This is a genomic window from Undibacterium sp. GW821-FHT11H02, assembly GCF_058808015.1.
In genome coordinates, this window is sequence record NZ_JBXARG010000001.1 from 195,714 (window position 1) to 209,321 (window position 13,608).

The window sequence follows — 13,608 nt, forward strand, 5'->3', positions numbered from 1 at the left end:
TCGAAAAGAACAGGATTAACGGCGTGTACCAACTACTTCAACGATAACGCGGCGATTCTTAGCACGTCCTTCACTGGTAGTATTGTCGGCAATGGCCTGACGTTCGCCCTGACCTTCGGTATACACACGTTCGCTGGCAATGCCACGGGTAACCAAGTAAGCCTTGACCGCTTCTGCACGGCGTATTGATAAAGCCTGGTTGTAAGTATCACTACCGATGGAATCAGTATGACCCACCGTGACCATCACTTCGGTATCCATGTTTTGTAATGAATTGAGCATTTGATCCAAAGCGATCTTGCCCTCAGGTTTTACGACGGATTTATCAAAATCAAATAAGGCTTCCGCAGAAAAATTAATCTTCTCTGAGACCGGTACAGGCTTGACGACAACAGGAGGTGGGGTTGGCATCGTTTCTGTGATGACGAGTGGTGTTGGCGCTACGGGGGTAGGTTCTGGTGGTGGAGCACGACGCATCACAGGCGCTGGGCGTCCCATTTTGTACACTAGATTGAGCGAATAGAAATCAACGTCGCCGCGATTTTGTACGCCATCATTAACCCGATAGCGTTCTACTTCACCCCGCAATGCCAAGGCTTCGCTGAGTTTATACTCCATGCCGAGACCGACTTTGCCGTTTGCCTTGCTTTCACTTGGATTAGGATTCGTTACCGCAAACAAGCGATTGCCAGTGAAGTGTGCTTTTGCTTCGGTGTAATGGACGCCAAAACGTGCGTAGACGGAAAAGCGGTCAGTGACAGGTAATTGTGCCAACAGGTCAAGATTCACACCTTGAAATCCCACTTCGCCATTTAGTTGACCCGGATTGCCAGTTGCAGTGAAACCAGATTTACCTAAATTAAAATAGCCACCTTCAATCGCGAAGTTTTCATTGAGTTGTTTGCCAAGATACAGTTTGTAGCCCAGATCTCGCTCGTCCTTCGTGAATAACACAGAATTGGCGCCGTTTTCCAAGAGGCTGCGAACCAAACGTTGTTCATCAATATTGGTGCGCGATTGCCCTATGCCTGCACCGATAAACCAGGCCGATTTTGCCCACTCGCTGGTGCGCCAGTCATTCTGTGCATGGGCCTGAGCATTGAATAAGAAAGCGCAGCTTATGAGTCCGAGCAGACTCAGTGTCTTAGTATGTTTCATGTAGTTCTCCAATTTAATTGAGTGTTTTTTGTTGAATTTTGATGGCTGAGGATTAACGTGAAATCACGTTATTTCTGAGCGTCACAGCACTCGCTGAAAGCACTCGACCGTTTTGTAAAGTGGCCATATCACCCATGGTGATTGCAGCAGAATTGGCCAAAATACTGCCTTTGAACACACTATTTGCGCCTAAAGTACTTGATGCTGTCGGAACCCAAAATATTTCACCGGCAGAAGCGCCAGCAGTCAGTGCAACAATCGAATTTGCCGTTGAATTTAAGGTGGAGCTGGTGCGGAAAATATACAAACCCGGACCATTCATAGTGAAAGTGCCCGTGATATTGATCGCACCTGCATAGCAGTAAATACCAGGAGGTAAAGTTAAACCGCCCAGATCAATTCCCGATGCAGAAGTCACATTACATGCGCGTGAATTCGCATCCGCGATGGCCACTTGCAGATCGGCCAGGGCATTAGCCAGAATTGCGCCTGATTTATAGTTGGTATAACCAGCGACCTGTACCGGATCTATCGTTTGAGAAGGTGAACCCACATCGCCCGTAACGAGTGTTAATCCACCCGCATTATTCGTAATGGAATTTCCCGCCAACACAGCAAAGCTATCAGCCACACCGAGGTTAATACCAGCAATCGGTGGCGCCGTTACTGAAAAATCCGTACTACCGCTGATCAATCCTTGCGTCGCAGTAATCGTAGTGATACCAGCAGTGAGCGCCGGTGCTAAGCCTTTTGGTGCGGTATTGCTAATGGTCGCAGTCACAGGATTAGAAGAACTCCAGACGACGTCATTACTGATATTGGCAGTGCTTAAATCGCTGTAGGTTGCGGTTGCAGTAAATTGTTTGTTATCACCAATAGCCGCACTTGCATTAATCGGGGTGACCGCAATTGAAACCAAGCCCAGAGACGCAGTCACGGTTAAATTTGCAGTGCCTGATTTACCGCTGAGAAGCGCAGTAATCACTGTAACACCAGGATTAATGCCATTCGCTACACCACTTGAGTTAACCGTGGCGAAGGTGACCAAGCTAGAACTCCAGTTAACCAGATTGGTGATGTTGGCCGTCGAATTGTCAGAGTAAGTTCCGGTAGCCGAGAAATTAATGCTACTGCCTTGAGCTACGCTAGCAGGTGAGGGAGCGACAGCAATTGAAACCAAGGTAGGAAGGATAGACACTGTGAGTGGACTACTATCAGTTTTTCCCTGGTAGTTTGCAATGATATTGGTCGTGCCTGCATTGAAACCAGTTGCGACACCCGTAGGCAGGATCGTTGCGATCGTGGTGTCACTGGAAGTCCAACTGACCAGATTGGTGATATTGGCGGTGCTACCATTGCTATAGAGCCCCGTCGCAATAAAGCTTTGCGTCGCGTTGGACATGATGCTAGCGGTATTGGGTGTGACATCAATAGAGGCTAAAGTGATAGGCAAAGAAACAGTCAGTGTAGCGCTACCCGATTTAGCATTAAGTGTCGCAGTCATGACACTGGAGCCGACGGCTAAGCCTGTGGCAACACCAGTAGGCAGTATCGTTGCTTTAGTCAGATCACTCGACGTCCAGACTACGGCGTTGCTAATATTGGCTGTGCTTCCATCTGTATAAGTGCCCGTCGCGACAAAGCTTTGCGTTCCTGCTACGAAGATATTGGCATTTGCAGGTGTCACGGCAATCGACACTAACTGTGCCGGTGCGACAGTTACGGTGGTGCTCACGGTCATGCCATTAAACACGGCTGTCATTACGCTGGTACCGGTAGTCATCGCTGTGACCATGCCTGAAGTAGCGTTTACAGTGGCGACCGCCGGCGTGCCGGACGTATATGCACTGGTATTACTCACATTAATCGAACTACCATCGCTGTAACTTGCCATGACAGTCAGGGCTTGTGTAGCGCCTATAGGTAAAGTTGGATTAATAGGTGAGATGGCAAGCTGAACTAGGACAGCAGGCGTCACCGTTAAGTTGGTTGTGGCACTTAAACCACCGGAGCTGGCTACGACAGGCGTAGTCCCCACTACGAGTGCGGTGGCAACGCCAGTCGCAGAGACACTGGCGATAGCCGTGTTCGATACAGAGAATGTACTAATGGCAGTGATGTCGTTGCTGCTGCCATCGGAATAAGTCCCTATGGCTCTAAAAATTTGCTGATTGCCTTTTGGAACACTAGGATTGAGCGGCGTGATTGCCATTGAGCTGAGCGTCGCTGGCAGTACGATCAGATTTGCGCTGGCAGTCTTGTCAGAGAATTTGGCGGTAATGACGGCGCTGCCTGCAACAAGTCCTTGAGCCGCACCGATTGTGGAAATTTTCGCGGTTGCAACAGCGCTCGAGGACCATGTACTTTCTGTGCTGACGACACGCGAGCTGCCATCGGCGTACGAAGCAGTTGCCACATATTGTTGCAGGCCGCCGATTTGTACCGAGCTAGTGAGAGGTGAGATGTTCAGTGCAACTAATGAGGCTGCCGGCAATCCTAATATCGGATCGCGTCCTTGATCACCGCCGCCGCTACCACCGCCACAGGCGGTACTGATGGCAGCCATTAGTAATATGGAAAGCCATGATGAAAACCATGCATATGGCTTGGATAAATACGATTGGATAGTCATTTTTTGTCCTCTTTGATTTTTTAACTTAGGTGGGTGAATTTAGAATTGCAGTAATAAACATAGGGCGTGATCAGGCTTAGCGCCTGATTAAAATTCGGCGATAAGTTGGATGGATTTGCTTCCCTTTTTTAAATCCAAACGCAGTTTTGCCTACGCACACCTAGAGCGTCTGTTCGTTAGCCGACATAAGGATTGACTGTGCTAAAAAACCACTGCACCGCAATACAAGTCGGGAATTCAAGATGTCGCGTCTATGTGTGCCAGCCCACATACGAATAGGCATAACTCAATTAAAGTGCGTTCAAAGCAGGAGAGTGTGTTACTTTGACAGCCTGGTTTGGTTTTATATTTTTTTCGCGATTGAGAGCGATAATGTCTATGCCAAATGACTTCTCAACTCACATTGCTTGAACACTTAATCAGCCGCTTTCATCGCTGAAGTTCACTTGATCCATCAATCCAATTTACCTACCTAGACTGGAAAGAGAAATAACTATGTCCAGTCCGAATGTGAGCAGCGCTCACAACTCGTCAGCCGCGTCTAACAATCGTAATTCAGTTGCAAGTACGCCTAGCGCTCATCAGCACAATCAAAACCACTTACTGGCCGCATTGCCACTCATAGAATTTGATCGGCTCTTACCCAACTTAGAGTTGGTCAACCTGCGCCTGGGTGAGGTATTGCATGAATCCGGAGGGAAATTGTTATATGCGTATTTCCCGACGACGGCGATTATTTCTATGCATTACCTGTTAGAAAATGGTGGCTCATCAGAAATCGCTGGGATAGGGAATGAGGGCGTACTCGGCGTCAATCTGCTCATGGGCGGGAACACGACACCCAGCAGGGCAGTGGTACAGACGGCAGGATTTGGCTATCGACTGAACGCGCAAATTCTTATGGATGAATTTCAACTGGCCGGTTCAGTAATGCGCCTGATGTTGCGCTACACCCAGGCTTTGATCACCCAAATGGCACAAACCGCGGTTTGCAATCGCCACCACAGCGTCGATCAGCAGTTATGTCGTTGGTTGTTGTTAACGCTGGATCGTTCTGCCGGTAATGAACTGACCATGACCCAAGAGTTAATTGCGGGGATGTTAGGTGTAAGGCGCGAAGGTGTCACGGAAGCCGCAGGAAAATTGCAACAACAGGGAATTATCAGTTATCGGCGCGGCCATATTACCGTTTTGAACAGGACTGGTCTGGAACGTCAGGTTTGTGAGTGCTATGCGGTGGTGCGCACAGAAGTAAAACGATTATTGTGCGATGTTCATCAGCGCTAATTCCAAATGCTATCTATGAGGTAAATGTATGACCGAAATACTCAAAACGGCAATAAGCACGAATTTCAAGAAGCGTAGCTTATTCGCTTTCGGTTTAGGTATGGCATTACTTGTGCTAACCGGCTTGATCGCCTGGAATACGATGCGATTGTCAACAGCGTCTATCGTCAGTATCGAACAAAGTCATGCGCTCAGTTTAGCATTTGATGGATTAAGTGATAGCTTGGACAAGATAGAGCAGCGTCAACTTCGCTTTTTCTTACACGCCGAATCAGCATCACTGACTTCAGATGATGCACAAAGAGGCGAAGATTGGAAGACTGATCGCGATTTACTCTTGGCAGAAATCGCCATGAAACGGGCCGATCTGTTTAGTCTGACTGAACATGACCTTGAGCAGCGTAGTAATGTCATGAAGATAGATGCCGTCGTCGCACAGCGGATGGAAGCTTTGACTGAAAGCGAGCAAGTCTTTGTTCAATCCGGTGGCGCAGCCGCAGAATTGAGTGCTAGTCACGGTATGAAATTGGTCGCTGATATACGCCAAGGCATTGCCGATGTGGAGCGTCAACTACAGAGAAAGATACAGCAACAGCAGAGCGATGAGTTGGCTCGTTTAAAGCAAATTGGGCTGCTCATCACTTTTCTCTTAGTGCTAATTGCGCTCATTTCGATTTGGCTGCAAGGAAACATACGTCAGCGCTTACGAGATGAGTTTACACAACATGAACAGCAACAGCCGCTTTTGAGTAAAGGTGCATTGCAGGACGCCATTTTTAATAGTCGCAATTTTTCTAGCATTGCGACCGATGTGCATGGTGTGATTCAAATTTTCAATGCAGGTGCGGAGCGCATGTTAGGTTACCAAGCCAGTGATGTCGTCGATCAGATTAGTCCAGCGGCGATCTCAGATCCACAAGAGGTCATAGAGCGGGCAGCAGCTTTGAGCGTAGAGATGAACGCTGCAATTGCCCCGGGCTTTGAGGCCTTAGTCTACAAGGCATCGCGCGGCATAGAAGATATTTATGACCTGACTTATGTGCGTAAAGATGGGAGTCGTTTTCCTGCCAATGTCTCAGTCACCGCCTTGCGCGATGCAGATCAGACTATTATCGGCTACCTCTTAATTGGAATTGATAATAGCGCTCGCAAACAAGTCGAGGCAACGCAGGCTATCACAGATCAACGCTTGCGTGATCTGCAGTTTTACACACGTTCTTTAATCGAATCTAACATCGATGCACTGATGACCACTGATCCCGTGGGATTGATCAGTGATGTGAATCAGCAGATGGAAAGATTGACCGGCAGAACACGTGAAGAATTAATAGGCACTCCTTGCAAAGACTATTTCACCGAACCTGAACGCGCACAGACTGCAATCACACGCGTTATGCAAGAAGGTAAAGTCACCGATTTTGAACTTACCGCCCACGATAAAGATGGCAAAGAGACGGTCGTTTCCTACAATGCTACAACCTTCTATGATCGCGAACGTAATTTGCAAGGCGTTGTGGCAGCCGCTCGTGACGTGACAGAACGCATAATTGCAGAACGCGCTTTACAGCACACGAATCTCGAATTAAACGTGGCGATTGCTACTGCTGAGAAAGCCAATTTGGCGAAGTCAGAATTTTTGTCCAGCATGAGCCATGAATTGCGTACGCCACTCAACGCGATTCTTGGTTTTGCTCAACTCATGGCATCCGAATCGCCACCACCTAATCTCTCCCAAAAACAATCAATAGATCAGATTTTGCAAGCGGGCTGGTATCTCTTAAAACTCATCAATGAAATCCTTGACTTGGCCCTCATTGAGTCGGGCAAAGTCAGCATTTCGCAAGAAGCGATGTCTTTAACCGATGTGCTGCAAGAGTGTCAGGCTATGATATCTCCGCAGGCTTTGAAGCGAAATATTGATGTGCATTTTCCTGATTTAGAAGATTTATTTTATGTGCATGCGGACAGAATGCGCGTCAAGCAGGTGATCATCAACCTCTTATCGAACGCGATTAAATACAACCGTGACAATGGCAGGGTTTTGATTGAATGCCGTCGTGCCAGTCAACACAAAATACGTGTGAATGTGACCGATACTGGAATGGGCTTAAGCGCAAAACAGTTACAACAATTATTCCAACCCTTTAATCGACTGGGGCAGGAGAGTAGCAGTGAAGAAGGAACCGGTATTGGCCTGGTGGTTACTAAACAATTGGTCGAACTCATGGGAGGCGAAATCGGTGTCGAAAGCCAAGTCGGGGTCGGCAGTGTTTTTTGGATAGAGTTCAATGCCTCTGTGGTGCCTAAACTAGACCAATTTGAAAGTGCCTTGTCTGAAAAAAATAGTGAGCTGACAATGCAAGACCAGACCGACATGGTGACCCGTACTTTGCTGTATGTAGAAGATAACCCCGCGAATTTGGCTCTGGTGGAACAATTGGTTGCACGTTGCAGTAACTTACGTTTGATCTCGGCGGTAGATGGCTATATGGGAATCAGAATGGCACGCGCTTATCAACCTGATGTCATCTTAATGGATATTAATTTGCCAGGTATTAGTGGCTTCGGCGCTTTAAAAGTCCTGCAAAACGATGTGTTGACGGCACATATTCCTATCGTCGCCTTATCTGCCAACGCCATGCCACGAGATATAGAGAATGGTATGCATGCGGGATTTTATCGTTACCTGACTAAGCCGATACGGGTTGATGAATTTATGAGCGCCTTACAACAGGCGCTTGAACATGCCAGTGTGATTTCTGAAACGCTAAGTGCTTCAACAACAAAAAGTCTTTAAGAAAATAGTAGTCATCGAGAGAAATTATGTTAACGCCCATCAAAGTACTTCAAGCAAAAATCCTGATTGTCGACGATCAGGTCGCCAATGTCAGTTTGCTGGAAAAAATTCTCGCCAATATCGGCTATCAACATGTGATCTCAACGCTCGATCCCACTGTCGTTTGTGAACTGCATCGTGAACATCATTTCGATTTAATTCTGCTCGATTTGCAAATGCCAGTGATGGACGGTTTTCAAGTCATGGCAGCACTCAAAGATGTAGAACCCGATTCTTATACCCCGGTCTTGGTGATTACCGCTCAGCCTTCTGAAAAATTGCGGGCTCTGCAAGCAGGTGCTAAGGACTTTGTCAGCAAGCCCTTTGAGTTAGTCGAGTTGCAAACGCGTATTGCAAACATGCTGGAAGTGCGACTACTCCACAAAAAATTAGCGGACTACAATCAGATATTAGAGAAGACTGTAGCGGAACGCACTCAACAATTAAAAGAAAGCGAAGCCCGTTTCCGGAGTTTTACTTCCTTATCCTCAGATTGGTACTGGGAACAAGATGCAGCAGGCAATTATGTCAGTGTATCGGGTCCGGTCTTCGATATGTTGGGCATGGCAGAGCCAAACCAGGGCGGCGCTTTAGCCTCGAACTTGGCGGAACAAAATCAAATCGAGTACGCGCAGTTGCGGGCAAAGATTGATGATAGAACACCATTCCTCAATTATGTTTATAGCCTGATGAAAGCGGACGGCAGTCGTCAGTATTTACAAGTCAGTGGCGAGCCTATTTTTGATGAAGGCGGCCGTTTCATGGGATATCGAGGTATAGGCATGGAGCTCAATGAGCGGCACCGTGCCGATACCGAACTGATACGATTGCGCAGTGCGTTCGACTGTATAGAACAAGCCATTCTTATTTTTGATAGGGATACGGCGCGCCTGATTGATGCCAATCAAAGCGCCTGTTCCTTATTTGATCTCGCCTATAGCGACCTAGACAATGTCGATTTAAGTTATCTCGGCTTTGTTGATCTGCAAAGCCGTCGTGAACAATTTTTCGGCATGAGTTCTGCACTCAGTCATTACCAGGAACATAGCCTGCTACGCAATAAAGAGGGTGATTTGTTCCCGGTCACTATCCGTTGGTATAGCTGTCCGATAAAAAATGAATGGAACGTCATGGCACTGATTACTATTAATGAATCGATCTCGGTTTTTGATGGTTTGGATTAATTCATGTGATCGGCCGTCGCCTTTTTTGAGGCGGCAAGTACACTTAAAAATTGACTAGGTTCGTTAGCGAACAGAAGTTCACTTTGTTTTTCTCTATAACGGTACAGCACCTCGCTTCTGTCCTTATCGTTAATCGGAGAATTACTATGAACAAAAAATTACACAAGATAGTCAGTCCACTGTTTGCTGTTCTATTGCTTGCTATCGCAGGCTGCAGCAGCATGAAAACCCCGGCAACAGCGGATGTGGCAGTGTCTAAAGCCGCCGTGGATAGTGCGGTGGGAGCAGGTGGCGCCGAATTCGCGCCAGTGGAAATGAATGCGGCACGCGAAAAAATGCGTCTGGCCAATGCAGCAATGGCCGCTAAAGATTATCCCTTAGCGATGGAGCTGGCGAACCAGGCGCAAGTCGATGCCAAACTAGCCCAGAGCAAAGCCAATTCAGCAAAAGCACAAGCTGCTGCCGATGCTTTGCAAGAAGATATCCGTGTCATGCGTGAAGAATTTAATCGTGCGAATGCCTTACGCAAATAGCGCGCACGAGCTCAAATCAATCTACGCAAATCCAAGCATTCACTCATTTATTAATCAAAGGAATTTCCATGAAATCATCTCTTCATCGTGCCATGACACCGATCGCCATCGCGATTAGTCTGCTCTTAGTCGCCTGCAGCACAGCGCCAAAAACAACTGCCTTATTGGATCAAACCCGTAGCGACTTTATGATGGCGCAAAACAATCCTGCCGTTGGTATTTATGCGCCTTTAGAAATGAAGCAAGCCGGCGAAGCCTTGGCGGTCGCCAATGAAGCTGCACTCAATAAAGACAGTGAACAAAGGATAGATTCTCTGGCCTATTTAGCGAAACAAAAAATCGCCACCACACAAGAAGTGGCCAAACAAAAATCCGCAGAAGCCGACGTGCAAAATAGCAATAAGCAGCGCGATCAGCTACGTCTGGACCAAAGAACCCAAGAGGCGAATCAAGCAAGAGTCGCGGCTGATCAGGCCAATCTCGTGGCCGAGCAAGCCAAATTAAGTGCAGACCAAGCAAAGCAGAGTGCAGAGAACGCGAAACAAGCGACGCAGGTGGCACAAAATGAAACCATGGAAGCACAACGATTGGCGCAAGAAGCACAAGCAAAAAACGCCAAATTAGAGGCTCAACTTGCTGAGTTAGCTGCCAAGAAAACCGAACGCGGTATCGTCATTACGTTTGGTGATGTGTTGTTTGATACGAACCAGGCGCGTTTATCGCCTGCCGGCATGCGTATTGCACAAAAGCTAGCAGACGTTCTGCAACAAAATCCAAAACGCATGGTATTGGCGGAAGGTTTCACTGATAGCACAGGATCCGATCAACACAATCAAGCTTTATCTGAGCGTCGTAGCGAAGCGGTGCGTAGCGCCTTGCAAGGCATGGGCATCAGTCGGGACCGTATCAATATTCGTGGCTATGGTGAAGCATTTCCCATTGCTGGCAACCAAAGTGCCGATGATCGCCGTTTAAACCGTCGTGTAGAAATCATTCTCTCGGACGATAGCGGCAAGATTGTCGCACGTTAAATCAAACCCACAGATGAAAGAACAAAATGGCAAACAAAAAATTTAATGACAGCTATCAAGCTGTCTCACAAGACTTCAACCAGCTCGTAAATGATGCACGCATGTTATTTGAAGAAGCAACAACACTTACCGGTGAAAAAGCAAACGAAGCAATCAAGCGCGGGATGGAACTTTTAGATATCGCAAGTAAAAAAGTCCATGAAGCACAAAACAGCGTAATTACTTCGGCAAAAGAAGCAAGTGACTGTACAGAAGTGTATGTCAAAGAAAACCCGTGGCGCTCCCTGGGCGCTGCGGCAGGAGTCGGTTTAGTTATAGGTCTGATTGTCGGTCGCCGTCGATAAAAAATTAAGCACAACGCAAAAACACCTTTCTATTTATAAAACTTTTTAGGACACATCATGACCGTTACTTCATCCCAAACAAATAAAATTAAACCTGCTGCCAGCAAATTGCTAGTCAGTTTGTTCGCCGTCGGTTTAGCCGTCAGCGCCTTATCGGCATGTAATAAATCGCCTGATAAAGCGGTACCCGCAGCTTCGGTCACCATAGGCACCGAGATCGATGACGCTGTGCTCACAACCAAAGTCAAGTCCGCAATGATGGCGGATGAATATGTTAAGAGTCTGGACATCAAAGTGGAAACATTTAAAGCCGATGTCATGCTTAGCGGATTCGTCGATACGCAAGCCCAAATGGACAGAAGCGTCGAAGTCGCAAAAGCCGTCCTCGGTGTAAAAAATGTCGAAAATAAACTGAGTATCAAGGTCGGTACGCAGACCGTGGGTAATAAGATTGATGACACGGTAATCACAGCTGGCGTCAAAACCGCCATGTTGGCCGACCCTATTATGAAAAGCCGCGAAGTCTCAGTCGTGACGGTCAAAGGCGAAGTGCAATTGAGCGGATTTGTCGACAGCGAAACGCAAATCACTCATGCCAGCGAAGTTGCCAAGCGAGTGGACGGTGTCGTCAACGTCGTTAATCACATGACAGTGAAGAAGTAAGTTAATAACGACGAATGGCAGAGCAATCGCATGACGGTAGTGTGAATTGAATGAATGTCGAAAACACGAGCCGAAGAGTTTCAAAGGGCGCAGAGAAAAAACAGCAACAAGTCTTTCTCTGCGCCCTCTGCGCCTCTGCGGCGAAGTTTTTTTATCGCGAAGTATGAGGTAAGTATTACGTAAGTACCGTAAGAAAAGCTCAGATCAATCCTTAATGCCGTTCAGTTAATCGAACAAGGTGCTTAGGTCTGCGTCAAAACCCCTCAACGCCGAGACGCAGAGGCGCGGAGATACGCAGAGGTACCCAGTAAAATCTTCGCTTTTCTCTGCGCTCCTCGGCGCCTCTGCGTCTCGGCGTTGAGGGGTTCTCATTTTCGACCAATGCCACAAAGTCCATTCGGATATAACTTAAAGCCAATACGCCAGACGCCGCGCCAGCCATTGCTTTAAGCGATCTAATACCGGACGATGGGCCCAGGCTTCTTTGCTAACTGGCGTAGAAGATTTGAGATCTTCAGTAAATGCATTTTCCATGTCCTGTCCAAATTCTGGGCTAAACACCATGACATTGATTTCACGATTATGAAGAAAACTTCGGGTATCAATATTGGTCGAGCCTACGGTCGACCATTGACTGTCTATGACGGCGGTTTTCGCATGTAATACCGCCACTTTCAATTGAAATAATTGCACACCTGAGTCCAGCATTTCTTCAAAATAAGACTTCGAAGCCTGTGACACCAGATCATTGTCGTTGACACCAGGCAGTATTAATTTTACTTCCACACCACGCTGCGCCGCTGCGTTTAGCGCAGTCAAAATCGCAGGGTCGGGGACAAAGTAAGCGCAGGTAATATGTATGCTGCGTTTGGCTTGAGACAGTGCGGACAAATAGGCTTGATAGATGTTTTGATTATCATCTGGTGCACTCGCAAGTACCCTTACCAAATGCTTGCCCGAATTGTTTAAGATAGGAAAATATGCAGCGTCTGGCAATTGTTCAAAGCTGAGTTCTTTCTCTTCCAGCCAGGTGTCCAAGAATACCCATTGTAAGGCAGCCACGGCCGGTCCAATGATTTGTAGATGGGTATCACGCCATCCTATTGAAGCATTATTGCTAGATTTTTTTGAGCGAAACAAAGAGCTATTCGCATAATTATTGCTAATGTTAATACCGCCAGCGAAAGCGATATTGCCATCGACGACCAGAAGCTTGCGGTGATCGCGTTGATTGGGGGACCAGGTACGTCCCTGGCTGATGGTATTCAATGGATTAACTGGATGAAACTCCAGCAACTCAATGCCCGCTTCGCGTAAGCGCTCGAAAAATGCATTAGGTGTGCCGACTGTACCTACACTATCGTAAATGATACGCACTTGGACACCGGCTTTTTGACGCTCAATTAATAGTTCGGCAAAGGCGATTCCCAGAGGATCGTGATCAAAAATATAGGTTTCTAAATGGATATGATGCTTCGCCGCTTGAATGGCTGCAATCATCGCTTCCATGGTTTGCGGACCGTCATGCAATAAGCTGATTTGATTGCCATCAATTAAAGGATTGCCCGTCACGGCTTGTTCCAGATTGGCAAGCATATTTAAATCTTGATAGGCTTTGCGCCAGCGCTTCTTAAGTAAGGCAGCGCTGGTTTTTTGCGTCAATTTGCCTTGAGCATCCGTGACAATAACAAGGGGTGTCAATTTGCCTGGCGTTGCAGGATCCTTAGCGACTATTTGCGGCACTTGTGCATCTGCGGTCATCGTCTGCGCGCTGATTTGCGACGAGTTAGCCGCAGAGTTAGAATCGTAGGGATCACCAGCTTTGGTGCCTGCGTCAGGCAGGGGCTTAATTGTCATTGGTGTCAAACTAGCGCACGAACAACATGCACTTAATAAGACGTATTTGCCTAGTTGGCATAGCCTGCTTTTCAAAACTGAGC

General features: G+C 47.3%; 10 protein-coding genes. 7 read left to right on the top strand and 3 right to left on the bottom strand.

Features of this window, described 5'->3' with window-relative positions; all coding sequences use genetic code 11:
- Window positions 1-15: 15 nt before the first annotated feature.
- Entirely contained in the window at window positions 16-1,158 is a 1,143-nt protein-coding gene (locus tag AC1RR2_RS00850) for an OmpA family protein (RefSeq protein ID WP_493220403.1), read from the bottom strand.
- Between the two features lie 52 nt (window positions 1,159-1,210).
- Window positions 1,211-3,790, bottom strand: coding sequence for an Ig-like domain-containing protein (locus AC1RR2_RS00855; protein ID WP_493220404.1), 2,580 nt, complete (start codon window positions 3,788-3,790; stop codon window positions 1,211-1,213).
- Window positions 3,791-4,285: 495 nt separating this feature from the next.
- Here AC1RR2_RS00855 and AC1RR2_RS00860 point away from each other — a divergent pair, with 495 nt between their 5' ends.
- From AC1RR2_RS00860 to AC1RR2_RS00890, 7 genes are all read left to right on the top strand, one after another.
- Window positions 4,286-5,077 (top strand): Crp/Fnr family transcriptional regulator, encoded by a 792-nt coding sequence (locus AC1RR2_RS00860; protein ID WP_493220405.1) that lies wholly within the window; start codon window positions 4,286-4,288, stop codon window positions 5,075-5,077.
- Between the two features lie 28 nt (window positions 5,078-5,105).
- The gene (locus AC1RR2_RS00865; RefSeq protein WP_493220406.1) at window positions 5,106-7,874 is read left to right on the top strand and encodes a PAS domain S-box protein; all 2,769 of its coding nucleotides are present in this window, start codon (window positions 5,106-5,108) and stop codon (window positions 7,872-7,874) included.
- A gap of 26 nt (window positions 7,875-7,900) precedes the next feature.
- Complete coding sequence (locus AC1RR2_RS00870) at window positions 7,901-9,097, top strand: response regulator (protein ID WP_493220407.1); 1,197 nt, start codon at window positions 7,901-7,903, stop codon at window positions 9,095-9,097.
- Between the two features lie 146 nt (window positions 9,098-9,243).
- Window positions 9,244-9,630 carry a DUF4398 domain-containing protein gene (locus AC1RR2_RS00875; RefSeq protein ID WP_493220408.1) on the top strand — a complete coding sequence of 129 codons (387 nt, stop codon included), beginning with the start codon at window positions 9,244-9,246 and terminating at the stop codon, window positions 9,628-9,630.
- A gap of 68 nt (window positions 9,631-9,698) precedes the next feature.
- On the top strand, window positions 9,699-10,661 hold the full coding sequence (locus AC1RR2_RS00880; RefSeq protein WP_493220409.1) for an OmpA family protein: 963 nt from the start codon (window positions 9,699-9,701) through the stop codon (window positions 10,659-10,661).
- A 26-nt stretch (window positions 10,662-10,687) separates the two neighbouring features.
- The gene (locus tag AC1RR2_RS00885; protein ID WP_493220410.1) at window positions 10,688-11,005 is read left to right on the top strand and encodes an ElaB/YgaM/YqjD family protein; all 318 of its coding nucleotides are present in this window, start codon (window positions 10,688-10,690) and stop codon (window positions 11,003-11,005) included.
- Window positions 11,006-11,062: 57 nt separating this feature from the next.
- Window positions 11,063-11,668: a BON domain-containing protein gene (locus AC1RR2_RS00890; protein WP_493220411.1), complete on the top strand. Its 606-nt coding sequence runs from the start codon at window positions 11,063-11,065 to the stop codon at window positions 11,666-11,668.
- A 408-nt stretch (window positions 11,669-12,076) separates the two neighbouring features.
- Here AC1RR2_RS00890 and cls read toward each other — a convergent pair whose 3' ends face one another.
- Entirely contained in the window at window positions 12,077-13,525 is a 1,449-nt protein-coding gene (gene cls, locus AC1RR2_RS00895; protein WP_493220412.1) for a cardiolipin synthase, read from the bottom strand.
- Window positions 13,526-13,608: the final 83 nt, after the last annotated feature.